Genomic DNA, 23,638 nt, shown 5'->3' on the forward strand with positions numbered 1-23,638 from the left:
CTCTAACGGAACGTGCTGATCAGGGTGTCAAACAGACTGCGCGCGGTCTGAATGATCTGCGCTGATGCTTGATAATACTGCTGAAACTGGATCAGCTTGGCGGCCTCTTCGTCCAGACTGACCCCCGAGAGCGAGTCACGGTTGTCCTTGGCCTGCTTGAGCACAATGGCACTCGCTTCATTGTCGATACGGGCCTGACTGGTTAAGGTACCCACCCGCTCGACCAGATCACCGTAACCATCGGTAAAACTCACACCCGTGGTGCCGGGAACGGTTACGCCGATGGTGGCCTTTGACTGCAACGCCACAAGCTTCAATGCATTGCTGTTATTGGACACACCACTGGCATTAAAGCTCAGGGTAAAACTGTCACCCTGCTGCGGCACACCACTGAGTGTGAAATCAAAATTATAAGTGCCGCTGCCATTGGTCATCTGCAGCCGTAACTGGTTGCTCTGCCCTGGTGTAAGGCCAGTCGCCAGCGGACTGATATAGGACAGCGTGACGCCAGCCGGGAGAGCACCGGTAAGCGTCGGCGGCACAGCCGCAGCGTTGTAGGAAAGAGTAATACCTGCTCCAAACTGTGCAGAGAGCGCTGCAGGATCAATCGGACTGGGGCCGGAGGCCAGATCAGGCTGACCGATTTTCCCGGTGCCACGATTGTTCAGGGTCGCCACCGCTTTGGCAGCACCGGCTAGCGCCAGTTGATCCGACTGATCCAGTACACGAGTAATCTCGGTAGCACCGCGACGCGTCGGCTGAATGGTCAGTCGGTCACCATTGTTGAAAGTGGTACCGGACACTACCAGGCTTGCGCCATCGAAATTGAGCGTCGTCGGCAGGGTGCCTACAGCACCAGTCTGAAGTACCTGACTGTCTGACAGACGACGCAGCTGGTACTGACCAGCCTCAATGGCCAGTTCATAATCACTGGTCGTGAGTTGCGTGGTATCCGTGATATTCAGCACACCGCCAATGTCGCCCGTGTTTCCCGGCGGAACGATCACACGCAGAGATGCTGCCTGAGCATCGTTGATGTCTTTGAACAGATCGGCACCTGCCTGACCGCGAAGATCAAGCCCCTGCCCCAGCTGGGTATTCACCTCATTGCTGATTGCCAGTGCCAGCCGGCCCAGCGAATTGAAGGTGTTATCCAGCACGTCTGAGCGAAACTTCAGCAACCCGCCCATTTCCCCACCGGACAACAACGGCGTAACGTTTTGCACCGATGCCCCGGAAGTGAAGAGGATGTCGAAACGACTGGGATCGGCCAGGCCCGGAACAGCGCTCAGGGTAGCCGACGAGTTACCGACCACTAGCGGCTGGCCGCTGCCAACGAAAATGTTCAGCGTGGCATCATCCTGTTCGACCACCTGTACACCTATCAGCTGAGACAGCTGACGAACCGTCTCTTCACGAGCATCCAGCAAATCGTTGGGCTCAGACCCATTGGATTTGGCAATGGCAATCGCATCGTTGTAGCGCCCGATGGCAGCCGCGAGGCGATTGACCTGATCTACCTGATCGCCCAACTGGGTGTTGAGCGTTTCGTTCTGCTTGGCAATCTGGTCATAAATCGTGTTGAAACGCTTGGCCAAACCTTCCGCTTCGGACAACAACAATTGCCGGGCTGGAATATTGGCCGGGTCCTCCGACGCGGTCTGCAGGGCCGCAAAGAACTTCTGCAAGCCCGGAGTCACCCCGGTCTGGGTGTTGGCCAAAAGGGAATCGATCTGCTCGATCTGTCCGCGGTAGGCTGTCAGGTCGCTGTTCAGACTGGTGCTGTTACGCAACTGATTGAACAGAAACTCGCTCGCCAGCCGGCGAATTTCAACGGTCTGCGCACCAGACCCAATGTAGCCAGACCCGCTGAACTGCGGAATTCGTGTCGCCTGAACAGTATCCTGACGGCTATAGCCAGGCGTGTTGACGTTGGTGATGTTATGGCCGGTGACCGTCAGCGACGTCTTGTTGACCGTCAGGCCCGACAGGCCAATGTTCAGTAAATCAGCCATGTGCCACCTCAGCCGCGCGTGGACTCGGCATCAGCACTGGCTACCGCTTGGTAGGCCTGCATCTGCCGGGCGATCTGGGAGATCTTGCGCGCGTACTGCGGGTCGGTCGCATAACCGGCCTGCTGCAGCTCTCGCACGAAGCCCTCGGGGTTATTATCGGCCTCTTCCAGCGCCTCTTGATAACGCTCATTGCCCTTAAGGAAGCTCACATAGTCCTTGAAGCTGTGCTCGAAGGACTCATAGGCACGGAAGGACGCGGCCTCACGAACGGCTTTGCCACCCTTGTACTCGGTGGTCAGCACCCGTGCCGACTCGCCTTCCCAACCGCCCAGCGACTTGATGCCGAACAGGTTGTGGCTGCTGGTGCCATCGCCCTGGCGGATGATCGACTTGCCCCAGCCGGTTTCCAGCGCGGCCTGAGCCACCAGATAGCGCGGGTCGATGCCGAGGCTTTGCGCTGCCTCTTCAGCCATGGGCAACATGGTGGCGACGAACTCTTCGGGCGAGGCAAAAGCGGCCTTACCCGGCGCCAGCGGCGGCTGGGCAATACGCCGGCCACTGATGGCATCGCTGCCTGCGACGTTGAGCGGCTTACTCTGCGGTGCGGCAAAGGCCTGAGCCGGCACCCAATCGGCGCCACTTAGCGGTTGCGCTGCCAAACCGGCGGTTGCCTCACCGGCAGACGGCACGATACCGGCCAGCAGGCGATCGGTCAGCTTGCCGGGCAGCGACAGGCGCCGCTGATTGAGCAGCTTGGAGTCATCACGAGAACTGTCGGATACCGTTTCGGCTTTACTGCCCTTCTCTGGCCAAACCGCCTTCTGGGTGGCTGCCACCTGAGCAAACGGATTGGGCCGGCTGTCGGCCTGCTTCATCTTCGACATCTGCCGTACCAGCACATCGGCCAGGCCCATGCCCTGATTCTTGGCCAGGGTCACCGCCAGTTGCTGATCGTGCATGCCTTCGTAGAACTGGGTGTCCTTGCTGTTCATGAAGTTGCCGTCGGCAAACACCTGATTGGCCGAACGCATGGCTTTCATCATTTCATTGAGAAACAACGACTCGAACTCCTGCGCCACCTTGCGCAGGTTGCCCTCGCTGTCGCGGTCCTTGCCGACCTTGAGCTGATTCAGGCGATTGAGATCGGTATAGGCGCCGGAGTCGACACCACCGCCGATTCCGGCCATCAGACGAGAATCCATACTGGCCTCCTCAGATCACGATCAGGTCGGCTTGCAGGGCGCCGGCCTGTTTCAAAGCTTCAAGAATGGCCATCAGGTCCGAGGGCGCTGCGCCCACCTGATTGACCGCCCGCACAATTTCATCCAGCGTGGTGCCGGGACCGAATTTGAACATCGGCTTGGCCTCCTGCGCGGCATCCACCTTGGAGCGCGGCACCACGGCCGTCTGCCCTCCCGATAGTGCTTCCGGCTGGCTGACGATAGGGTCTTCGGTGATGGTCACGGTCAGGCTGCCATGGGTGACCGCCGCTGGTGACACCTTGACGTTCTGACCGATGACGATGGTGCCGGTACGCGAATTGATGATGACCTTGGCTGCAGCCTGGCCCGGATCGACTTCCAGATTTTCCAGAATGGCCATGTAGTCGACCCGCTGGTTTGGATCGATCGGCGCACTGACCCGCACCGAACCGCCGTCCACGGCAGTGGCCACACCCGGTCCGAGCAGTTCGTTGAGCTTGTCGACGATGTTCTTGGCCGTGGTGAAATCCGGGCGGTTGAGGTTCAGGGTCAGGGTATTGCCCTGCTCGAAACCACTCGGCACCGGGCGTTCTACGGTTGCCCCGGAAGGAATGCGGCCCGCCGTCGGTACGTTGACGGTAATGCGCGAACCATCACTGCCCTCGGCGTCAAAACCACCGACCACCAGATTGCCCTGGGCCACCGCATAGATATTGCCGTCGATACCTTTCATTGGCGTCATCAGCAGACTGCCGCCACGCAGGCTCTTGGCATTACCGATAGCCGACACGGTGATATCGATCTGCTGGCCCGGCTTGGCAAAGGGCGGCAGGTCGGCATGGATCGACACCGCCGCTACGTTCTTCAACTGCACGCTGCCACCCGGCGGCACCTTGATGCCGAACTGCGCCAGCATGTTGTTGAAGGTCTGCAGGGTGAACGGCGTCTGGGTCGTCTGGTCACCCGTGCCGTTCAGACCAACCACCAGGCCATAACCGATCAGTTGATTGCTGCGCACGCCCTGGATACTGGCGATATCCTTCAGCCGCTCGGCGTGAGCAGGAGGCGCCAGCAGCAGCCACAGCAGGCAGAGCACGGCTACCAGGCTGTAGGAAATGCCATCTTGATCGGCACGGGGTTGTCTGCTCATGAGCTGCACCTGATCAGAACGGCCACAGCGGGCTCATGAAGAAACGATCCAGCCAGCCCGGCTGACTGGCATCGGCAAAGGCACCAGTGCCGGAATAGGTGATCCGCGCATCCGCCACCCGGGTCGAAGCCACGGTATTGTCGGTGGCGATATCGTCAGCGCGGACCATCCCGGAGATACGCACCAGTTCGTCACCGGTATTCAGCGTCAGCCATTTCTCGCCTCGTACGGCCAGGATGCCGTTGGGCAGCACCTCGGAAACGGTGACGGTGATCGAACCGGTCAGGCTGTTGCTCTGCCCGGCCTTGCTGTCGCCTTCGGTCTCACGGGTGGCGTTGTACTGCGCGCCCAGACTGAGGTTGCTGCCATTGATCGGGTTGAGGCCGATATCCGGGTTATCCACGGAAACCGAACCACCGAACAGCGAGGTCAGGCCGATATTCGCCGTGCTGTCCTTGGCCATTGCCGAGTTGGCGTTCTTGCTGGCCTGGGTCTTCTCGTTGAGGGTGATGGTAATGATGTCACCAACGCGGAACGCCTTGCGGTCGTTGTACAGATCCATGCCGAAGCCGGGCTGAAAGATCGCCCCGTTGTTCTGCGCAGCGGGCAGCGGCGTGCGCGGCAGCACCGGTGCGTAGTAAGGGTCATTCGGCTTTGGCGCCGGCGCCACACAGCCCAACAGCAGGCTGGCGCCGAGGAGCGTGGAGCAAAGTGTCAGCCGTTTCATGTCCCCTACCTCACTGCGACGGGATCAGACTCAGAGGTTCTGCGTGATGAACGAGAGCATCTGGTCGGCGGTGGAAACCACCTTGGAGTTCATTTCATACGCGCGCTGGGTGGTGATCATGTTGACCAGTTCCTCCACCACACTGACGTTTGAGTTCTCCAGTGTGTTCTGCAGCACCGTACCCAGACCGGTCAGTCCCGGAGTGCCGACCTGCGGCGCACCGCTGGAACCGGTCTCCAGGAACAGGTTGTTGCCGATGGCCTGTAGGCCGGCTGGATTGATGAAGTCGGCAGTCTGGATATTGCCCACCACCTGCGGCGTCGGATTGCCGAAGGTAGTCACCGACACGGTACCGTCTTCACCCACGGTGAAGGTCTGGGTCTCCGGCGGAATGACGATGGCCGGCTCCAGAGCAAAACCTTGTGAAGTGACGATCTGCCCATCAGAACTCAGATGGAAGCTGCCATCGCGGGTATAGGACGTGGTGCCATCGGGCAGCAAAACCTGGAAGAAGCCGCGTCCATTGACCGCCATATCCAGCGGCTGCTCAGTGGTCTGCAGGCTGCCTTCGGTGAAGATCTTCTGGGTGCCGACGATGCGCACACCGGTACCCAGCTGCAGCCCGGACGGTAGCTCGCTGTCCTGGGTCGACTGGCCACCTGGCTGACGCCGGATCTGGTACAGCAGATCCTCGAACTCGGCGCGATCACGCTTGAAGCCCGTAGTGGAAACGTTGGCCAGGTTGTTGGAAATGGTCGTCAGGTTCATGTCCTGGGCGGACAGACCCGTTTTGCTGACCCACAGTGCCGGTAACATCGCAGCTCTCCTCGGGCGCCAAGTTAATGGCGCCCTCTTCTACTGATTAGCTAAGTTGCATGACCCGTGCCACCGCCGAGGCATTGTCCTCGGCAGTGCGCATCATCTTCACGTGCAGTTCAAACTGGCGGGCCAACGCAAGCATCGAGGTCATCTCGGCCACCGCATTGACGTTGCTGCTTTCCAGAAAGCCCGAGGTCAGCCGAACATTGGCGTCGGCCGGCTGGGTAGCCGGCTCCTTCAGACGGATCATGCCGTCCTCACCCTTGACCAGACTCTTGGGGTCGGGATTGACCATCTTGATGCGGTCAACCTGCGCCACCACGTTAGGCGCCTCACCCAGCGAGCGGATACTGATGGTGCCATCCTGGCCAATCTCGATCTGCTGCTGCGGCGGCACGGCAATCGGCCCGGCATTGCCGAGCACCGGCAAACCACTGCCGGTGCGCAACATACCCAGAGCGTCAATTTTCATGCTGGCAGTGCGTACATAGGCTTCACTGCCGTCAGGCGCCTGCACAGCCAGCCAGCCCTGCCCCTCGATCGCAACATCCAGTTCATTACCGGTTTCCTGCAGGGTACCCGGAGTGAAATCGGTGGCCGGCCGCTCACTCATGGCGTACACCCGCGCCGGGTAGCCGTCACCGAACAGCGGCATGGAGCGCGCCTGCTCGAAATCACGACGGAACCCACTGGTCGACAGGTTGGCCAGATTGTTGGCATGAGCGCGCTGAGCCAGGGTGTTCTGGCTGGCACCGCTCATGGCGAGGTAAAGCATCTTGTCCATGTCACTCTCCGCAATGGGGCTGACCCCGTGCTGTTAAAGAGACATGAGCAAAGCCTGTGCCAGCATCAGAATGAGAACACAAGCAATTGATTAAAAAGGAAATATTCTAGATAGAAGAAAGTCACCGGCCAGCACATGCCGGCAGCGGCAAGACGTTTTTGCCGCCACCTGCCGGTGGCGGCAATCTCATCAGCGGATATTGAGGATCGTCTGGGTAATGGCGCTTTCGGTCTCAATGGTCTTGGCATTTGCCTGGTAGTTACGCTGAGCCACGATCAGATTGACGAGTTGGTCCGACAGCTCAACGTTGGAATCTTCCAGTGCACCGGACTGCAAGGCACCCAGTGTTCCAGAACGAGGCGTCCCTACCACAGGCTCTCCGGATTCAAATGACTGCACCCACTGAGTCTTGCCCTGAGGCGTCAAACCCTGAACATTGGCAAAGTTGGCCAACACCACCTGCCCCTGGGTCTTGGACTGACCATTGGTGTAGCGGGCAAAAATCACTCCTGTATCGTCGATTTCCAAGCCAGCCAGCTGGCCTGTGGTATAGCCGTCCTGAGTAATGCTATTAACCGCAAAGGTACTGGCAAACTGCGTTGAGCCCCTGACGTCCATCGTGAAGCCTGTTGCATTTGGCGCAGCACCATTGGCGATACGTAAACCTGTATTGACCGGATCAGGTGCTGTTGGCGTCCAACTAGCAGCGGGAAAATTAAAGATACCTGCCGGGTCGCTAACAGCTGGAGCACCACCAATAGCCGCAATAGATTGCAACTGACCCGCGGAATCAAAGCTCACTGTATAACTGTAGGGAGAAACGTTTGCAGCAACGGGCGGGCCTGCGACAGTTGGCGTAGCCGGGTTCACGCCATCAATAAGCACATGCATTGTCCACTGGTTCGTCGCTGGGGCAGCATTCTTGACGAAGTACTGGGTCAGCACATGCGAGTTGCCCTGTGAGTCGTAGATATTAACCGACGTCGACGAGTTGTAAGACAGCGGATCGTTGGGATTGAACGTCGCCGCATTCGCTGGGCGCAAGCTGGTCGAATTCAGGTTGAAGTTCTGCGTAATGGCGGAGGTCGGTTTCGGCTCTTGACTATCCGTCTGGACCTGCAAGTCAGTCTGCACGCCGTTAATCAGGTTGCCGTTCGCATCAACCCCATAGCCCTGCAAGCGGTAGCCGAAGTTATCCACGATATAGCCGGATTTATCCGTACCAAAATAACCAGCGCGCGTGTAACTGACCGCCCCGTTATTACTGACGGTAAAGAACCCATTGCCATTGATAGCCAGATCAAGGGAGTTTTTGGTGTAGTTGATGTTCCCCTGATTGAACAACTGAGAAACGTCAGCCAGCAACACACCACTACCCTGCGGGTTGGAGCCCGAGCCCAGCACCGAGGCCGCATAAACGTCGGCGAACTCAGCCCGCGACTGCTTGAAGCCAACGGTTCCCGCGTTGGAAATATTGTTGCCGGTGACATTGAGGTCACTGGTTGCAGCCCTAAGGCCGCTCAAACCGATATTGAATGACATCGCAAACTCCTAGACCGGCTCACCAGTCATTACTGACCAATCACTTGTACCTTCGACAGGCCGATGCTACCCAGCCCAGCCAGATTCAACATGAGCTCTCCACCACCCTGAGCAAGAGTGACGCTATCGACATTGGCAGGCAGCATCGTGGTAAGCCCTTTGGTCTCTTTACCGTAGGAAGCTTGAGCTTCGAATCGATAGGAACCAGGCGGCAAGGTATTGCCGCCGGAGTCTTTGCCATCCCACATGAAGCTGACATTTCCTGCCGCCTGTGCCCCCAGATTCACACGACTGACCAGAACACCCTTGCTGTCGTAAACATTGACATACACATTGCCGCTACTGGCGGGCAGAACCGCACTTGCCCTGAATGTCTGCGAAGTGTCGACTTGCGCCTTGTCGGTCGGAACTATGACCTTGCGCCCGACCAGGGAAGATGCCTGAAGAGCCTGGGATGACTGATAGCCAGACAGCAGCGACTCCATTCTGGTATTGAGCTTCTCGATACCCTCCACCTGACTGAACTGCGCCAGCTGGGCAATGAACTCGCCATTTTCCTGGGGCGAAAGCGGATCCTGGTTATTGAGCTGAGCCACCAGCAGGTTGAGAAACTCGTTCTTGCCCAGATCCTTATTGGTCTTGCTCTCGGTTTTCAGCTGGTACTGATCCAGCACGCTTCCGGTTGCATTGACGCCGCTACTAATACTCATGACTGCTCAACTCCTTACGTTTACTGACCCAGGGTCAGCACACGCTGCATCATCTGCTTGGCGGTATTCATCATTTCCACATTGGTCTGGAAAGCCCGGCTGGCAGAGATCATGTCCGCCATTTCTTCCACCACGTTGACATTGGGGTAGTACACGTAGCCATTGGCATCGGCGGCCGGGTGATTGGGCTCGTAACGCGGCATCAGACTGGCCTGATCCTCAATCACGCCCAGCACCTGCACCCCGGCACCGGAATTGTCCTGATCGGCAAACAGCGAGCCACGATCACCATTGGCCGCCTGATCAAATACCGTGGCAAACACCGGATGACGCGCCCGGTAGGTCTGATCAATGCTTGACGAGACGGTCTCGGCGTTGGCGATGTTGCTGGAGATGGTGTTCAGGCGAGTGCTCTGGGCACTCATGCCGGTTCCCGCGATATTGAAGACGCTCGACAAGGACATGACTGCTCTCCGTTATTCGCCGCGCAAGGCGCCCATCAGGCCCTTGAACTTGCTGTTGAGGAAGGTAAAGCTGGCCTGAAACTGCACGGCATTCTCCGCATAGCGCGCCTGCTCCTGCTGCATATCCACCGAGTTCTGGTCGAGGGCCGCATGCATCGGACTGCGAAAGCGCAGAGCCGGGTCTGCCAGCTCTACGCCCTCCAGAGCAAAGTGCTGCTCATGGGTGCGCTGCATGCGCATGCCGCTCTCGCGCTGCTGAGCCTGCTCGGCCAGCACAGCCGAGAAATCCAGATCGCGCGCCTTGAAATTGGGGGTGTCGGCATTGGCTATGTTGTTGGCCAGCACTTCGGCACGCTGAGCGCGAAAGTTCAGCGCCTTCTCATGGATTCCGAGTGCTTTGTCGAAGCTGATGCTCATGGCCGCAACCTGCCGTTCTGTGGTGACGACAAGACTTTAGCAACCCCCGTGCCATCTTTATTTTCCCATATATTTCAATAACTTAATAAAATCTCACTGGTTTTAGCAAAGGAAAGCGGCAATCCTTATCCGCCCACCGGCAAAGCCGGAAAAATGCCGGCAAAAAAAACGGAAGGCTCAGCCTTCCGTTCTCATGTGTCACGCCGCAGCGGTTATTTCACCCTGTAGATGATCCCCGGACTGCACTGCACCATCTGATAATGGTCCGGCAGACCATTAAGGGCCTCAGACGCCCCCAGGAACAAATAGCCACCCGGCTTCAGCGTGGCATGGATGCGCGTCAGGATGTCCTTCTTAACCTCAGCCGAGAAATAGATCAGCACATTGCGGCAGAACACCACATCGAACTTGCCCAGACTGGCATAGCTATCCAGCAAGTTCAGCGCGCGAAACTCGACGCGATTCTTGATCGCAGGCTTTAGCACCCAGCGTCCAGGCCCCTTGGCATCAAAGTAGCGATTCAAGCGTTCCTGCGACAAGCCACGCCCCATTGCCAGACTGTCGTACTCACCAGACTTCGCAGCATTGAGCATGGAACCGGAAAGATCAGTAGCCACAATCTGAACACCCGCCTTGAGCTGGCCAAGATTGGTTCTTTCAAACTCATCCAGCGTCATCGACAGCGAATAGGGCTCCTGGCCGGAGGAGCTGGCCGCAGACCATATCCGCAATCGCTGGCCAGGATTGGCTTTGATCAATTCAGGCAGAACGCGCGTCTTCATCACCTCAAAGGGATAGGTATCTCGAAACCACAGCGTCTCGTTGGTGGTCATGGCATCGACCACCTGCTCCTTGAGACCTCCACGCGGCTGAGCCTGCATGCGCTGAACAAGCTCACCCAAGGTTTTAATACCTTGTTGCTCCATAAGCTTATTCAGACGACTGGACACCAGATACTGCTTGTTGCTGCCCAGCAGGATACCGCAGGCCTTTTCCAGAAATACGCGGAACAGCTCAAAATCAGCGTTTACAGACACTAGTCAGGCCTCGCCCACTGCTTAAACCTGCCGAGAAATCCATCTCAGCCCCCATCCACGGCATTGATGCGGTCAATTACCCGTGCTGCCAGTTCATCGGGCTTGAACTTCGCCAGGAAATCATCTGCACCGACTTTTTTAACCATGGCCTGGTTGAACACCCCAGACAACGAAGTATGCAGGATGATATGCAATTTCTGCATGCGCGGATCATTGCGAATCTCCGCCGTGAGGGTGTAGCCATCCATTTCCGGCATCTCGATGTCAGATATCAGCATCAGCAATTCACGCTCCGGTGATTTGCCCTCCTGCACCATATTCAGCAGATAGTTGTAAGCCTCCCTACCGTCATTAAGTGCCACCACCTCAACGCCAACCGTCTCAAGGCAGCGCACAACCTGTTTGCGCGCCACGGAGGAGTCGTCACAAATCAGCACGCGCTTGGATACTGCTTTGCTCTGGGTCGCGACATCTACGACGCCATCAGAAATGGCCTCATTAGTCGGGGAAACCTCGGCAAGGATTTTCTCCACGTCAATGATTTCAACCAGCTGTTTATCAACCCGCGTTACAGCAGTCAGGTAATGCTCGCGACCAGTCCCCTTGGGTGGCGGATGAATCTCCTCCCAGTTCATGTTGACGATTCGCTCAACCGACTGAACGAGGAAACCCTGAATCTTCGAGTTGTACTCGGTAATGATGACGAAGCTGTTCTTCAGGTCATCCAGCCCACGGCGCCCGGTTGCCATCGACAGATCGAGAATGGGAATTGTGCCCCCACGGATATTGGCCACCCCGCGAACGACCGGGCTCGACTTCGGCATGATCGTGAGTTTGGGGCACTGGAGGACTTCTTTGACCTTGAACACATTGATGCCATACAGCTGAGAGCTGTCCAAACGAAACAGCAGCAGCTCGAGACGATTCTGCCCCACCAGCTGAGTTCGCTGGTTAACCGAGTCCAAAATACCGGCCATGCCCTGACTCCTTAATGGGAATGTATGGTCTGCACGCAATTGAGAGTAGCAGTGCGGCACGCTGCTTGCTTTTTCACCGGCATGAAAAAGTATTCGTCAGTTTTACGTCGACAGCCAGCCCTGGCACTACTTATCGGAGCCTTGAGCACTTTCGTGCTCGAGGATTTGGCTCAGGCAAGCCCTGCCTTCACCACCAGCGAAATGCTTATCGGCGCCAGCCAGAGCTTTCTTGAGCAACGGGTCGCCGAATATTTACAACAAGGCGGCATAGATGGCCGCCCCCAAATAGAGATCAATCGCCTCGACAGCCGCCTGCGCCTGGCTGCTTGCGATACTCCCTTGAGCATTCGGCTCGAAACGCCCAGTGAGCCTATTGGGCGTATCAGCCTGCGTGTTCGCTGCGATAGCACGACACAGTGGACGGTCTTTGTGCCCGCCCAAGTCAAGCTCTACAGACAGATAGTTGTAGCCAGCCGCCCCCTGAAAAGGCAAACGCTGCTGGGTAACGCGGACGTTCACCTCGCCGAACGCGATGTGGGCACTCTCAACGCTGGATATCTGACGGAGCTTACGCAAGCTATTGGCAACAAAAGTACTCGGCCACTGTTGGCAGATCAGGCACTCACCCCCAATATGGTCGAAATGGCGGATGTCATTAGCAAGGGTGATCAGGTAGTTATAAGCGCAGGCACCCACAATATGAGTGTAAAAATGCCCGGCGAGGCACTATCCGATGGAGCACCAGGGGAGCAAATAAGGGTGCGTAACCTGAGCTCACAGAGGGTAATCAAGGCTCGGGTGACAGGGCCTGGCCAAGTTGAAGTGAGCATGTAGGCATGAATCTTGTTATGCATAATCAGCCCAATTGTTTAGACTGATTTTTGACGAAGCTTGTCGCTAAAGTTTTTCCGCCTGCAACCGAAACAGTGGCAAGCGTCCAATTCTTCGAGGTTCACACCATGGTCATCGACTTCAATAGGCCCCTTGGCAGCGGCGCAGCCCAAGCTGGCAAAGCCGGTGCCAACCAAAGTAGCGGGAAAGCTGAGATCCCTTCGACTCAGACCCAGTCGCAGACTGAGCCTAAGATCAGTAGCAAGGGTGGCGAATCCGTGATGTTAAGCAACGAAGCGCAGCAACTGCAGAAAGTGGCAGACAAGCTTCGCGACCTGCCGAGCATTGATAAAGAAAAGGTTGCTCGCTTGAAGCAAGCCATCGCTGACGGCAGCTATGCAGTAGACAGCCAAAAAGTTGCCAGCAAACTTCTGGACTTCGAATCCCAGCGTTAAGCCTCTGGCTGCGCTTGGTGACAACCTATTTCCCGAGGCAGCCATGTCAACCGATGCCCTGCATCAACTCCTTCTCGACGACATTGAGCATGCACAGCAACTGCTCAAGCTAATAGATGCCGAATATGAGGCGCTGCAAGCGCGCGACCTTCAGGCACTAGAAAAGCTGCTAGTTGAGAAACTCCCTCTGCTCACATCACTCGATCAGCATAGCCAGCAACGCAGTCGCATCTTGATTGAGAAGCACCTGAGTCCCGACGCTGCAGGCCTCAAGCGTTACGCAGAGCAGTCCACTAGCGGTGAACCACTGATCCAAGACAGCGAACATTTGGCAGAATTGATCAGTGAGTGCCAGAAAGCGAATGTGCGCAACGGCCGCTTAATCAAGGCCAACCAGAGCAGCACCTCCAGTCTACTCAATATTATTCGCGGCACTCATGGCCAAGGCCTCTATGATAGCCGCGGTGGCGCAGCTAGAATCGCCAGCAAAAGACCGATCAGCCAAGCCTGACGACGCACTAAGAAGCCCCACTACAAGCGTGCGGGGACTTAGCTTTCTGGGAGATGTTCGCAGCGTGTCCAGCCCTTTTGCCGAGGATGATGGTCCTCAACCGCCTAAAGTCCTCAAAACACCGCTGGAGGTCTGCGCCAGCTTACGCATGCTTGAGCAGAATCATGATGCGCTGGTCGTCACCTTTGAAGGTCGTAGCCAACGCTTTCAGAGCTACCTCGTACACCTTGATCGCGAGCGCGGCCGGTTGGCTCTGGATGAAATGTTCCCTACCGACGCAGAGCGACTGCTAAACAGCGGCGAAAGCTTTCACGTCGAGGGTTACCACGAAGGAATTCGTATCGCCTGGGAGTGCACACAGGTGAAAGCCGGGGAACATGAAGGGAGCCGCTGTTTCTGGGCCACGATCCCCAAAGAAATCACCTATCACCAACGCAGAAACGCCTTTCGTGCCAGCATCAAACATAGCCAGTCGATTGCTGTAGAAATGTCTGGCAAACACCTCAGAATGCCCGTACGCGGACAGATGCTGGACATTTCCGCTACCGGCTGTCGCCTCCGCTTCCCAGGCAACCTAGGTGATCGCCTGCAAACCGGGCAGATCTATGAATGCCTGCACTTTGCCACGCCTTTTGGCAAGCTGAATGTCGCAATTGAACTGCGCCATCTGGACTTCCAACTCAAGGTCAATACAACCTTTGCCGGAGTGCGCTTCCACCAAGTCGCCGGCCTCGATCAACGCCATATCGAGCGCTTCGTCTATCAGTTGCAGCGTGAATCCCGCCGCACGGGACTGGACGACTGAAATAGCGACGCCCGCTGAGCGGGCGTCGCCAACAGATCAAATCTGCGTCGCAAGTACCCTTCTCTCCCAGGGCGAGATTTCCCCGAGAAAATCACCCAGCTCCATCGTTTTGCAAGCCAGATAACCTTCGATGAACTCTTCACCAAACACCTCGCGCGCTCGCAGACTTCCTCGCAGTCTGCGCAACGCCTCCTGCAAGCTGTCCGGCAGAAGCAACTCCGATGGCGCCTCAACCTCGCCACTCACAGGTGTAGATGGCTGCAGCTGCTGCTCCATCCCATAAAGCCCCCCAGCCAAGCTGGCAGCCAGCGCCAGATAAGGATTGGCGTCCGCTCCCGGAAGACGGTTTTCCACCCGACGAGCCTCGGGCCCACTGGCGGGAATGCGCAGCCCAGCCGAACGGTTATCGTACGACCAACACGCGTTATTGGGCGAAGCATAGGGATTGCAAAGACGCTGGAACGAATTGATGTTCGGCGCGAACAACAACGTAAAGTCGGCTAGAGAAGCCTGCAGCCCGCCGATGAAGTGATAGAACGCCGGCGTCGCCTCTCCATCGTCGGCCGTAAAGATATTCCGCCCCTGCGCATCCACCACGCTCTGATGAATATGCATGGAACTGCCAGCGGTATGAGCCAGCGGTTTGGCCATACACACCGCCAGCAAGCCATGTTGAAGCGCCACTTCCCGCAACAGGTGCTTAAACAGAAAGGTCTGATCGGCAATCAGCAGGGGCTCACCATGAATCAGATTGATCTCGAACTGACTGGTGCCCATTTCATGCATAAAGGTGTCACGGGGGATACCTACGGCATCCATACAGCGATAGACATCCTCGAAAAAAGGACGCAAGCCGTTGCCCGAAGTGACACTGAAAGCAGAGAACCCTGACTCCCGCCGCCCATCGACACCTACCGGAGGCAGGAACGGCTGCTGCGGATCGCCATGCCGATCGAAAATGAAAAACTCCAGCTCGGTCGCCACCACAGGCTCCAACCCCTTGGCCCGATAGTTCGCCACAACGCGCTTGAGCAAATTGCGCGTAGACAGACCGGAACCCTGACCTGCCAGTTCATCAGCATCGCAAATGGCCAGGGCACGCGAAGGCTTTGACCAAGGCAGCACATGCACCTGCCCGGGCACAGCATTGAGCACCAAGTCACCGTCATCACCACCATAGAACCGCGCCGCCGGGTAGCCACCCATAACACACTGCAACATCACGCCCCGCGCTAACTGCAGGCGCCTCCCCGAGAGAAAACCCTCGACCGTCATGACCTTGCCACGCGGGATACCATTGAGATCCGCTGTCACGCACTCGATCTCGACGACCCCAGACAACTGTTCACGCAAAGCGGTCAACTCTGTGCTAGTCAACATCAGATAATCCTTGAAATGACTGTACCCACAGCAATTCAAGCAAATGCCGCGGATGCTTGAGGTATCAAGTTTGCACCAAGACGTGCAGGAGAAAATAGGCAAGGGAGGGAACTGGTGTCCCAGAGAGGGGTCGAACCTCCAACCTTCCCCTTAGGAGGGGGATGCTCTATCCAATTGAGCTACTGGGACACTGGCGCCGACGGACGCCGGACGTGCGGCATGGTAACGACCCACGGGGCATTTGTCATGCCTGCAGCAACACCACGCATATAAGTGTCAGGCCCGCGCATTTGTCAGATTGAGCACATTTCAGACAATTGGTGCTGGCCAATCGCCGCCATGCCAACGAGAATCCGCCTATATGTTGGCGTCAACGGAATGACCCTGCAATTAACAGCGATAACACCCCTGTAGCGGATTGCCAGTATCGCTTTAACCTGCCAACCGGTTTAATGTATGCGCCCTATGAAACAGGCATCCTACTCCAGCCGTACGGCTGACAAATTTGTGGTTCGACTCCCTGAAGGTATGCGCGAGCGCATATCCGACGTGGCTCGTGATCATCACCGGAGCATGAACTCCGAAATCATTTCGCGCCTAGAGCAAAGCCTCGTACAGGAAGGCGCACTTGATGCTAACAGCCCGCGAACCCTGGACAGCAGCGATCTGACCCTGGCCGAGCGCGAACTACTGCAGCGCTTCCGCCAGCTCAGCCGCCGCCAGCAAAACGCCTTGGTCGCTCTGATTGCTCACGACGCTGAAATTAGTGCTAGTGACGACTGAACACATTTAACACGAACAAAAAAGCCGCTCACAGAGCGGCTTTTTTGTTCTGTTTCCTAAAGCAAAAACAACGTGGCCAAACCCAGGAATATAAAAAAACCACCACTGTCGGTCATGGCCGTGATCATCACGCTGGCACCCATCGCCGGATCACGCCCCAACCGCGCCAGCGTCATGGGAATCAGAACCCCCATCAATGCCGCCAAGAGCAGATTCAAGGTCATGGCCCCTGTCATCACCACGCCAAGCGACCAACTGTCATAAAGCAGGTAGGCCACCACACCAATGACCCCGCCCCAGACAAGACCATTGATCAACGCCACCGCAAGCTCCTTACGCAGCAGTCGCGAGGTATTACTGGTGCCCAGCTGATCAAGTGCCATCGCGCGCACGATCATGGTGATGGTCTGATTACCGGAGTTGCCACCAATGCCCGCGACAATAGGCATCAAAGCCGCGAGCGCCACCAGCTTCTCGATCGAGCCCTCGAACATGCCGATCACGCGCGATGCCACGAAGGCCGTAATCAAGTTCACCGCCAGCCAGGCCCAACGGTTGCCCAGAGACTTCCACACCGAGGCGAAGATGTCTTCCTCCTCGCGCAGACCCGCCATGTTGAGCACTTCGGTTTCGCTTTCTTCACGAATCAGGTCAACCATTTCATCGATGGTCAGACGCCCGGTGAGCTTGCCTGTACGATCAACGACCGGAGCGGAAATCAGGTCATAACGCTCGAAAGCCTGAGCTGCGTCATGGGCATCCTCATCCGGATGGAAAATCACCGGATCACTGGCCATCACCTCGACAACCAGCTTTTCCGGATCATTGACCAGCAATCGCTTGACCGGCAGAACACCCTTGAGGATGCCGTCATAATCGACGACAAACAGCTTGTCCGTATGACCCGGCAACTCTTTCAGACGACGCAGGTAGCGCAGCACTACTTCGAGACTGACATCCTCACGGATAGTCACCATTTCGAAGTCCATCAGCGCGCCAACCTGATCCTCTTCATAGGACAACGCCGAGCGGACCCGCTCGCGATCCTGAGCATCCAGGGAGTCCATCAGCTCATGAACCACATCGCGAGGGAGCTCTGGCGCAAGATCGGCCAGCTCATCGGCATCCATGTCGCGCGCAGCGGCGAGAATCTCGTGATCATCCATGTCGGCGATCAGTGATTCACGCACGGCATCCGAGACTTCGAGGAGGATGTCACCGTCGCGCTCGGCCTTGACCAACTGCCAGACAGTCAGACGGTCGCCAAGCGGCAAGGCTTCGAGAATGTGGGCAATATCTGCAGGGTGCAGCTCATCCAGCTTGCGCTGAAGCTCGGCCAGATTCTGCCGATGCACCAGATTTTCTACCCGCGCGTGCTGATGGCCTTCCTGGCGGTGTGCGAGATCTTCGACCAGTTTATGCCGATGCAGGAGATCGACCACTTGGGCCAAACGATCCTGCAGGCTATCTGGAGCCTTCTTGAATTCTACTTCGGACATAGCGTGCTCCTCCCCCAGTAGGCGAGCACGCTACAGAGGGAATCAAACAGTCAGTACGCTGAACAATCGAGGTTCTGAGTGACTACTGGGTAAGTCCATGGTTGGGTTCCACAAGCCCCGACGGGGCTGACACGACAATAATAACAGCTCATCTGAAGACAGGCTTGTCAAAATCACGGCAAGAACAAGCATTTGCAACGCAAAGTTAAAGCACCAAGAAGAACTGGACAGCACCCTGAGCCGATCTACGCTGAAACTGTCGTCAGGAGGACGCCTTATGCACGGATCGCTGAAATCAGGCTTGCTCAGTCTGAGCCTACTCATCCCTCAAACATCATTTGCCACCAGCGTGTTTCGCTGTCAGGACGCCAATGGGCATGTGACCTATACCCTGAGCGGCTGCCCAACCAGCCATGACCAGGCAATACAGCAAGCCAACAATCCCACACCCAGCTCAGGGCGCCCCACCCTCATGGCAGCGCCAAGCAAAAGCACAAGAACAAGCGAACGCTCAGACAATCAGCAGCCCACCGTTGTTGGAACACGAGACGACGGCTGCGGCAATCAGCTCAGCAGCAGTGAAAAGCGCAGCGCCATCATCCGCAAAGAGGTCCGGCGCGGCATGGCGCGCAGTGACATCGAGAGCGCGCTTGGCAAGCCCAACAGCAGCAACGAACAAAATGGCCAGACCCGCTACACCTATCAGGACCAGAACGGCCGAAAGCGGCAAGTCAGCTTTGATGAAAACGGCTGCGTCAGAAGCAAACGCTAGAAAAACAAAAGGCCCGCATCACTGCGAGCCTTTTGAAAAATGGCGCACTCAGGAGGATTCGAACCTCCGACCGCCCGGTTCGTAGCCGGGTACTCTATCCAGCTGAGCTATGAGTGCGCTGAGGGCATGAATTATAGGTGTTTTAAATCATATCTCAATCTTTTTCTTTAAATTTCAACAACTTAAAGATGATCGATAACACCTATAAAACAAATATGGCGGAGAAGGGGGGATTCGAACCCCCGACACCCTTTTGAGGTGTACTCCCTTAGCAGGGGAGCGCCTTCGGCCACTCGGCCACCTCTCCGCAACACGGGGCGCATAATAACCAGCTTTTCCCCGTTTGCAAAGCAAAAAATGCAGAAAAATTAGTGGTTTGGTTCGTGATCCTTTTCTTTTTGGATCCGCTGATAAATCTCTTCGCGGTGCACCGCGACTTCCTTGGGAGCATTGACGCCAATGCGCACCTGGTTACCTTTGACACCCAGAACGGTGACAGTAACGTCATCGCCCACCATCAGGGTTTCTCCAACCCGACGAGTCAAAATAAGCATTCCTTTCTCCTTTCGGATATCTGTTCAGGACAACACGTTCGATCTGCAAGAAAAATGGTGTCAAACCCAGCGATCTCAAGACCATCCAAGTCCTTCACCCAAGTATTGACCACGACTGGCAAAAAGAAAGTTCCGCCAGCAAGCCAAAAAAGACAAAAGGCGCGGACTAGCCGCGCCTTTCGAGTCAAACCTTACTCACCCTGTCGGGCCGGAGCATCCAGCTCGAAAGCAGTATGCAGAGCGCGGACCGCCAGCTCGAGGTATTTCTCCTCGATCACCACCGAAATCTTGATTTCCGAAGTGGAGATCATCTGGATGTTGATGTTCTCTTTTGCCAGCGCCTCGAACATGCGACTGGCTACACCCGCATGGGAGCGCATGCCAACACCGACGATGGAAACCTTGGCAATGTTGGTGTCACCACTGACTTCGCGAGCGCCGATAGCTTCTGCAGTCTGCTTCAGTACATCCAGAGCCTTCTGGTAGTCGTTGCGGTGCACAGTGAAGGTGAAATCGGTGGTGTTATCGTGCGAGACGTTCTGCACGATCATGTCCACTTCGATATTGGCACCACTGACAGGGCCCAGAATTTTAAAAGCCACACCGGGAGTATCCGGCACGCCACGGATGGTCAGCTTGGCCTCGTCGCGGTTGAAGGCGATACCGGAAATGATCGGCTGTTCCATGGATTCCTCGTCATCAAGGGTAATGAGGGTGCCCGGACCCTCCTGAAAGCTGTGCAGGACGCGCAGCGGCACGTTGTACTTGCCGGCAAACTCGACCGAACGAATCTGCAGCACCTTGGAGCCGAGACTGGCCATCTCGAGCATTTCTTCGAAAGTGATCTTTTCCAGGCGACGCGCCTGGGCCACAACACGCGGATCGGTGGTGTAGACGCCATCGACGTCGGTGTAGATCTGGCACTCGTCAGCCTTCAGCGCCGCCGCCAGAGCCACGCCTGTGGTGTCGGAACCGCCACGACCCAGAGTGGTGATGTTGCCCTGCTCGTCCACACCCTGGAAGCCGGCCACAACAACAACACGCCCGGCACTCAGATCGGCACGAATCTTCTCGTCATCAATCTGCAGAATGCGCGCCTTGTTGAAGGCACTGTCGGTAAGAATGCGCACCTGGTTGCCAGTGTAGGAAACCGCCGGAACACCACGATTGATCAGCGCCATGGCCAGCAGAGCGATAGTCACCTGCTCACCGGTGGACACCATCATATCCAGCTCACGCGGCTCCGGATTGCCGTCACTGGCCTGTTTGGCCAGATCGATCAGGCGATTGGTCTCACCACTCATTGCGGAAACCACGACCACGATGTCGTCGCCGTTTTCGCGGAACTTCTTCACCTTGTCGGCCACCTGCTGGATACGCTCGATGGTGCCGACGGAGGTGCCCCCAAACTTCTGTACGATCAAAGCCATTTCAAAGCCGCCTGATTCTGCGAGGGCGCCCATTACACCCACAACGGGTCACACTGCCAAGGCTCGTCGGACGCGCTGCGAGCCTGGCTGAATGGTGTTTAAACGGTCTGTTCGACGTAAGCCCTAGCCAACGCCAGTGCCTCGTCCAGTTTGGCAACATCGGTACCACCACCGCGCGCCATATCCGGACGACCACCGCCCTTGCCGCCCACAGCTGCAGCAGCCTGTTTCATCAGGTCGCCGGCCTTGAGCTGCGCCGTAAGGTTCTGGGTCACACCGGCAACCAGCGTGATCTTGCCGTCCAGCTCGCCACCGAGCAGGATCAACGCACTGCCAAGCTTGTTCTTCAGCTGATCGACCAGGGCCAACAGGGCATCGCCATCCAGACCGTCGAGACGGGCAGCCAGCACTTTCACACCCTTGGTATCGACAGCAGAGCCCGCCAGATCATCACCAGCCGCACTGGCAGCCTTGGCCTTAAGCTGCTCCAGCTCTTTCTCCAGCTGACGGTTGCGCTCCAGAACACCAGCCAGGCGCTCCAGGACGTTGTCGCGATTACCCTTGACCAGCGTCGCCGCTTCCTTGAGCTGCTCTTCAGCCGCATTCAGGTAAGCCAGCGCCGCGGAACCGGTCACGCCTTCAATTCGGCGCACACCGGAGGCCACACCACCTTCACTGGTGATCTTGAACACGCCGATATCACCGGTACGCGCCACGTGAGTACCGCCGCACAGCTCGACCGAGAAGCCGCCGCCCATGGTAAGCACGCGCACGCTGTCGCCGTACTTCTCACCGAACAGGGCCATGGCCCCCTTCTGCTTGGCCGTGTCGATATCGGTGACTTCGGTTTCCACCGCACTGTTCTTGCGGATCTCAGCGTTGACCAGATCTTCCAGCGCCTTGATCTGCTCGGACTTGATGGCCTCGAAGTGGCTGAAGTCAAAACGCAGACGCTGACTGTCGACCAGCGAGCCCTTCTGTTGCACATGTTCACCCAACACCTGACGCAGCGCGGCATGCAGCAGGTGCGTGGCCGAGTGGTTCAGTGCCGTTGCCTGGCGCACCGAAGCATCCACCTGCGCGGTTACAGCCGCGGCCGCCTTGAGCACGCCGCTGGCCACTACACCATGGTGCAGGAAGGCGCCACCGGCCTTGGTGGTATCGCGCACGTCAAAGCGCAGCCCCGGCGCAGCGAGATAACCGCTGTCACCGACCTGACCGCCGGACTCGGCATAGAACGGCGTACGGTCAAGCACCACCACGCCCTCCTCACCCTCAGCCAGACTCTCGACCGCAGCCCCAGCCTTGAACAGGCCGACAACCTTGGCTTCGCCAACGGTAGTGCTGTAGCCGGTGAATTCGGTGTCAACGTCGACCTTGACCAGACTGTTGTAATCCAGACCGAAGGCGCTGGCGGCACGCGCACGCTCGCGCTGGGCCTCCATCTCACGCTCGAAACCGGCCTCATCGATGCTCAGGCCGCGCTCGCGGGCGATATCACCGGTCAGGTCCATGGGGAAGCCGTAGGTGTCGTACAGTTTGAAGACCACCTCACCCGGAATTTCCTTGCCGGTCAGTTCGGCGAGATCCTGCTCCAGAATCTTCAGACCCTGCTCCAGGGTCTTGGCAAACTGCTCTTCCTCGGTTTTCAGCACGCGCTCGACATGCGCCTGCTGCTCCACCAGCTCAGGGAAGGCAAAGCCCATCTCGCTGGCCAGGGCGGCATAGATCTTGTGGAAGAAGGTACCGCTGGCACCGAGCTTGTTGCCGTGACGGCAGGCGCGGCGAATGATGCGACGCAGCACATAGCCGCGACCTTCGTTGGACGGTAGTACGCCGTCGGCAATCAGGAAGCCGCAGGAACGGATATGGTCAGCCACCACCTTCAGCGAGGCCTGGCCTTCGTTGGCGCAGCCAATCGCGGCTGCCGCCGCATTCAGCAGGCTCTGGAACAGGTCGATCTCGTAGTTCGAGTTGACGTGTTGCAGCACTGCGCTGATGCGCTCCAGCCCCATGCCGGTGTCCACGCTCGGCGCCGGCAGCGGGTGCAGCACGCCGTCCGCGGTGCGGTTGAACTGCATGAACACGTTGTTCCAGATCTCGATGTAACGGTCGCCGTCTTCTTCCGGTGAGCCGGGCGGGCCGCCCCAGATGTGCTCGCCATGGTCGAAGAAGATTTCGGTGCACGGACCGCAAGGACCGGTATCGCCCATCGCCCAGAAGTTATCGGAGGCGTACGGCGCACCCTTGTTGTCGCCGATGCGCACCATGCGCTCTGCCGGGATGCCGACTTCCTGAGTCCAGATGTCATAGGCCTCATCGTCGGTGGCATAGACGGTGACCCAGAGCTTTTCCTTGGGCAGGTTCAGCCACTTGTCGCTGGTCAGGAACTCCCAGGCGTAAGTAATGGCATCGCGCTTGAAATAGTCGCCGAAGCTGAAGTTACCCAGCATCTCGAAAAACGTGTGGTGACGCGCGGTGTAGCCGACGTTCTCCAGATCGTTGTGCTTGCCGCCGGCACGCACACACTTCTGGCTGGTGGTAGCGCGGGTATAGGCGCGTTTTTCCAAGCCGAGGAAACAGTCCTTGAACTGGTTCATCCCCGCGTTGGTGAACAGCAGGGTCGGATCATTCGCCGGAATCAGCGAACTGGAGGCCACACGGGCGTGCCCCTTCTCTTCGAAGAAGCGGAGGAAGGCTTCACGGATTTCTGCGCTTTTCATTCAGGTCTTCCAGGCGAACTGCGGGCAAAAAATGCCGACAAAACCCGCATT

Annotated in this window: 23 protein-coding genes and 3 tRNA genes; 6 read left to right on the plus strand and 20 right to left on the minus strand. The window is 57.4% G+C overall.

What is annotated here, in order from left to right:
• Nucleotides 1-2: 2 nt before the first annotated feature.
• From flgK to CK486_RS05040, 12 genes are all read right to left on the minus strand, one after another.
• Nucleotides 3-2,015, minus strand: a complete 2,013-nt coding sequence (flgK, locus tag CK486_RS04985; protein ID WP_095939188.1) for a flagellar hook-associated protein FlgK — start codon at nt 2,013-2,015, stop codon at nt 3-5.
• 8 nt (nt 2,016-2,023) lie between these two features.
• Nucleotides 2,024-3,217, minus strand: coding sequence for a flagellar assembly peptidoglycan hydrolase FlgJ (gene flgJ / locus CK486_RS04990; RefSeq protein ID WP_095939189.1), 1,194 nt, complete (start codon nt 3,215-3,217; stop codon nt 2,024-2,026).
• Between the two features lie 10 nt (nt 3,218-3,227).
• Nucleotides 3,228-4,367 (minus strand): flagellar basal body P-ring protein FlgI, encoded by a 1,140-nt coding sequence (locus tag CK486_RS04995; protein WP_305885193.1) that lies wholly within the window; start codon nt 4,365-4,367, stop codon nt 3,228-3,230.
• A 13-nt stretch (nt 4,368-4,380) separates the two neighbouring features.
• On the minus strand, nt 4,381-5,094 hold the full coding sequence (gene flgH / locus CK486_RS05000) for a flagellar basal body L-ring protein FlgH (protein ID WP_095939190.1): 714 nt from the start codon (nt 5,092-5,094) through the stop codon (nt 4,381-4,383).
• 30 nt (nt 5,095-5,124) lie between these two features.
• Nucleotides 5,125-5,910, minus strand: coding sequence for a flagellar basal-body rod protein FlgG (gene flgG / locus CK486_RS05005; RefSeq protein WP_095939191.1), 786 nt, complete (start codon nt 5,908-5,910; stop codon nt 5,125-5,127).
• A 46-nt stretch (nt 5,911-5,956) separates the two neighbouring features.
• A complete protein-coding gene (locus CK486_RS05010; RefSeq protein ID WP_095939192.1) occupies nt 5,957-6,697 on the minus strand; it encodes a flagellar basal body rod protein FlgF in 741 nt (246 codons plus the stop codon).
• A gap of 189 nt (nt 6,698-6,886) precedes the next feature.
• Nucleotides 6,887-8,239 carry a flagellar hook protein FlgE gene (flgE, locus tag CK486_RS05015; protein WP_095939193.1) on the minus strand — a complete coding sequence of 451 codons (1,353 nt, stop codon included), beginning with the start codon at nt 8,237-8,239 and terminating at the stop codon, nt 6,887-6,889.
• A 29-nt stretch (nt 8,240-8,268) separates the two neighbouring features.
• Entirely contained in the window at nt 8,269-8,949 is a 681-nt protein-coding gene (gene flgD / locus CK486_RS05020; RefSeq protein ID WP_095939194.1) for a flagellar hook assembly protein FlgD, read from the minus strand.
• Between the two features lie 20 nt (nt 8,950-8,969).
• The gene (gene flgC, locus CK486_RS05025; RefSeq protein WP_095939195.1) at nt 8,970-9,413 is read right to left on the minus strand and encodes a flagellar basal body rod protein FlgC; all 444 of its coding nucleotides are present in this window, start codon (nt 9,411-9,413) and stop codon (nt 8,970-8,972) included.
• Between the two features lie 12 nt (nt 9,414-9,425).
• The gene (gene flgB / locus CK486_RS05030) at nt 9,426-9,830 is read right to left on the minus strand and encodes a flagellar basal body rod protein FlgB (RefSeq protein ID WP_095939196.1); all 405 of its coding nucleotides are present in this window, start codon (nt 9,828-9,830) and stop codon (nt 9,426-9,428) included.
• 212 nt (nt 9,831-10,042) lie between these two features.
• The gene (gene cheR, locus CK486_RS05035) at nt 10,043-10,867 is read right to left on the minus strand and encodes a protein-glutamate O-methyltransferase CheR (protein WP_095939197.1); all 825 of its coding nucleotides are present in this window, start codon (nt 10,865-10,867) and stop codon (nt 10,043-10,045) included.
• Nucleotides 10,868-10,911: 44 nt separating this feature from the next.
• Complete coding sequence (locus CK486_RS05040) at nt 10,912-11,844, minus strand: chemotaxis protein CheV (RefSeq protein WP_095939198.1); 933 nt, start codon at nt 11,842-11,844, stop codon at nt 10,912-10,914.
• 81 nt (nt 11,845-11,925) lie between these two features.
• Here CK486_RS05040 and flgA point away from each other — a divergent pair, with 81 nt between their 5' ends.
• The 4 genes from flgA to CK486_RS05060 all read left to right on the plus strand — a co-directional run bounded on the left by flgA (nt 11,926) and on the right by CK486_RS05060 (nt 14,446).
• The gene (gene flgA, locus CK486_RS05045) at nt 11,926-12,678 is read left to right on the plus strand and encodes a flagellar basal body P-ring formation chaperone FlgA (RefSeq protein ID WP_095939609.1); all 753 of its coding nucleotides are present in this window, start codon (nt 11,926-11,928) and stop codon (nt 12,676-12,678) included.
• Nucleotides 12,679-12,803: 125 nt separating this feature from the next.
• Nucleotides 12,804-13,130: a flagellar biosynthesis anti-sigma factor FlgM gene (gene flgM, locus CK486_RS05050; RefSeq protein ID WP_095939610.1), complete on the plus strand. Its 327-nt coding sequence runs from the start codon at nt 12,804-12,806 to the stop codon at nt 13,128-13,130.
• A gap of 43 nt (nt 13,131-13,173) precedes the next feature.
• Nucleotides 13,174-13,641, plus strand: a complete 468-nt coding sequence (locus CK486_RS05055; RefSeq protein WP_095939199.1) for a flagella synthesis protein FlgN — start codon at nt 13,174-13,176, stop codon at nt 13,639-13,641.
• 64 nt (nt 13,642-13,705) lie between these two features.
• Entirely contained in the window at nt 13,706-14,446 is a 741-nt protein-coding gene (locus CK486_RS05060) for a flagellar brake protein (protein ID WP_256574367.1), read from the plus strand.
• Between the two features lie 36 nt (nt 14,447-14,482).
• Here the strand turns inward: CK486_RS05060 and CK486_RS05065 are convergent, their stop codons facing one another.
• Together CK486_RS05065 and CK486_RS05070 are read right to left on the minus strand one after the other, a co-directional pair.
• Nucleotides 14,483-15,826, minus strand: a complete 1,344-nt coding sequence (locus tag CK486_RS05065; RefSeq protein ID WP_095939201.1) for a glutamine synthetase family protein — start codon at nt 15,824-15,826, stop codon at nt 14,483-14,485.
• 112 nt (nt 15,827-15,938) lie between these two features.
• Nucleotides 15,939-16,015, minus strand: a tRNA-Arg gene (locus CK486_RS05070).
• 267 nt (nt 16,016-16,282) lie between these two features.
• Between CK486_RS05070 and CK486_RS05075 the strand changes: the two genes are divergently transcribed.
• Nucleotides 16,283-16,609 carry an Arc family DNA-binding protein gene (locus CK486_RS05075; RefSeq protein ID WP_095939202.1) on the plus strand — a complete coding sequence of 109 codons (327 nt, stop codon included), beginning with the start codon at nt 16,283-16,285 and terminating at the stop codon, nt 16,607-16,609.
• Nucleotides 16,610-16,665: 56 nt separating this feature from the next.
• Here CK486_RS05075 and mgtE read toward each other — a convergent pair whose 3' ends face one another.
• Complete coding sequence (mgtE, locus tag CK486_RS05080; protein ID WP_095939203.1) at nt 16,666-18,108, minus strand: magnesium transporter; 1,443 nt, start codon at nt 18,106-18,108, stop codon at nt 16,666-16,668.
• A gap of 277 nt (nt 18,109-18,385) precedes the next feature.
• Between mgtE and CK486_RS05085 the strand changes: the two genes are divergently transcribed.
• On the plus strand, nt 18,386-18,880 hold the full coding sequence (locus tag CK486_RS05085; protein WP_095939204.1) for a DUF4124 domain-containing protein: 495 nt from the start codon (nt 18,386-18,388) through the stop codon (nt 18,878-18,880).
• A 40-nt stretch (nt 18,881-18,920) separates the two neighbouring features.
• On the opposite strand, the gene CK486_RS05090 is transcribed toward CK486_RS05085, so the two are convergent.
• The 5 genes from CK486_RS05090 to alaS form a co-directional block, all read right to left on the minus strand.
• Nucleotides 18,921-18,997: transfer RNA gene (locus CK486_RS05090), tRNA-Arg, on the minus strand.
• Nucleotides 18,998-19,096: 99 nt separating this feature from the next.
• Nucleotides 19,097-19,187, minus strand: a tRNA-Ser gene (locus CK486_RS05095).
• 61 nt (nt 19,188-19,248) lie between these two features.
• Entirely contained in the window at nt 19,249-19,434 is a 186-nt protein-coding gene (csrA, locus tag CK486_RS05100) for a carbon storage regulator CsrA (protein WP_095939205.1), read from the minus strand.
• A 191-nt stretch (nt 19,435-19,625) separates the two neighbouring features.
• The gene (locus CK486_RS05105; protein ID WP_095939206.1) at nt 19,626-20,864 is read right to left on the minus strand and encodes an aspartate kinase; all 1,239 of its coding nucleotides are present in this window, start codon (nt 20,862-20,864) and stop codon (nt 19,626-19,628) included.
• 98 nt (nt 20,865-20,962) lie between these two features.
• Nucleotides 20,963-23,587 (minus strand): alanine--tRNA ligase, encoded by a 2,625-nt coding sequence (alaS, locus tag CK486_RS05110; protein WP_095939207.1) that lies wholly within the window; start codon nt 23,585-23,587, stop codon nt 20,963-20,965.
• Nucleotides 23,588-23,638 lie beyond the last annotated feature (51 nt).

Origin of the sequence: Pseudomonas sp. HAR-UPW-AIA-41, assembly GCF_002304225.1 — a bacterium.
Lineage (GTDB): Bacteria > Pseudomonadota > Gammaproteobacteria > Pseudomonadales > Pseudomonadaceae > Aquipseudomonas.

Bases quoted from the DNA above. Each gene is read 5' to 3' on its own strand.
- flgK (WP_095939188.1), bottom strand. From the start codon at position 2,015: ATGGCTGATTTACTGAACATTGGCCTGTCGGGCCTGACGGTCAACAAG.
- flgJ (WP_095939189.1), bottom strand. From the start codon at position 3,217: ATGGATTCTCGTCTGATGGCCGGAATCGGCGGTGGTGTCGACTCCGGC.
- CK486_RS04995 (WP_305885193.1), bottom strand. From the start codon at position 4,367: ATGAGCAGACAACCCCGTGCCGATCAAGATGGCATTTCCTACAGCCTG.
- flgH (WP_095939190.1), bottom strand. From the start codon at position 5,094: ATGAAACGGCTGACACTTTGCTCCACGCTCCTCGGCGCCAGCCTGCTG.
- flgG (WP_095939191.1), bottom strand. From the start codon at position 5,910: ATGTTACCGGCACTGTGGGTCAGCAAAACGGGTCTGTCCGCCCAGGAC.
- CK486_RS05010 (WP_095939192.1), bottom strand. From the start codon at position 6,697: ATGGACAAGATGCTTTACCTCGCCATGAGCGGTGCCAGCCAGAACACC.
- flgE (WP_095939193.1), bottom strand. From the start codon at position 8,239: ATGTCATTCAATATCGGTTTGAGCGGCCTTAGGGCTGCAACCAGTGAC.
- flgD (WP_095939194.1), bottom strand. From the start codon at position 8,949: ATGAGTATTAGTAGCGGCGTCAATGCAACCGGAAGCGTGCTGGATCAG.
- flgC (WP_095939195.1), bottom strand. From the start codon at position 9,413: ATGTCCTTGTCGAGCGTCTTCAATATCGCGGGAACCGGCATGAGTGCC.
- flgB (WP_095939196.1), bottom strand. From the start codon at position 9,830: ATGAGCATCAGCTTCGACAAAGCACTCGGAATCCATGAGAAGGCGCTG.
- CK486_RS05040 (WP_095939198.1), bottom strand. From the start codon at position 11,844: ATGGCCGGTATTTTGGACTCGGTTAACCAGCGAACTCAGCTGGTGGGG.
- flgA (WP_095939609.1), top strand. From the start codon at position 11,926: ATGAAAAAGTATTCGTCAGTTTTACGTCGACAGCCAGCCCTGGCACTA.
- flgM (WP_095939610.1), top strand. From the start codon at position 12,804: ATGGTCATCGACTTCAATAGGCCCCTTGGCAGCGGCGCAGCCCAAGCT.
- CK486_RS05055 (WP_095939199.1), top strand. From the start codon at position 13,174: ATGTCAACCGATGCCCTGCATCAACTCCTTCTCGACGACATTGAGCAT.
- CK486_RS05065 (WP_095939201.1), bottom strand. From the start codon at position 15,826: ATGTTGACTAGCACAGAGTTGACCGCTTTGCGTGAACAGTTGTCTGGG.
- CK486_RS05075 (WP_095939202.1), top strand. From the start codon at position 16,283: ATGCGCCCTATGAAACAGGCATCCTACTCCAGCCGTACGGCTGACAAA.
- mgtE (WP_095939203.1), bottom strand. From the start codon at position 18,108: ATGTCCGAAGTAGAATTCAAGAAGGCTCCAGATAGCCTGCAGGATCGT.
- CK486_RS05085 (WP_095939204.1), top strand. From the start codon at position 18,386: ATGCACGGATCGCTGAAATCAGGCTTGCTCAGTCTGAGCCTACTCATC.
- csrA (WP_095939205.1), bottom strand. From the start codon at position 19,434: ATGCTTATTTTGACTCGTCGGGTTGGAGAAACCCTGATGGTGGGCGAT.
- CK486_RS05105 (WP_095939206.1), bottom strand. From the start codon at position 20,864: ATGGCTTTGATCGTACAGAAGTTTGGGGGCACCTCCGTCGGCACCATC.
- alaS (WP_095939207.1), bottom strand. From the start codon at position 23,587: ATGAAAAGCGCAGAAATCCGTGAAGCCTTCCTCCGCTTCTTCGAAGAG.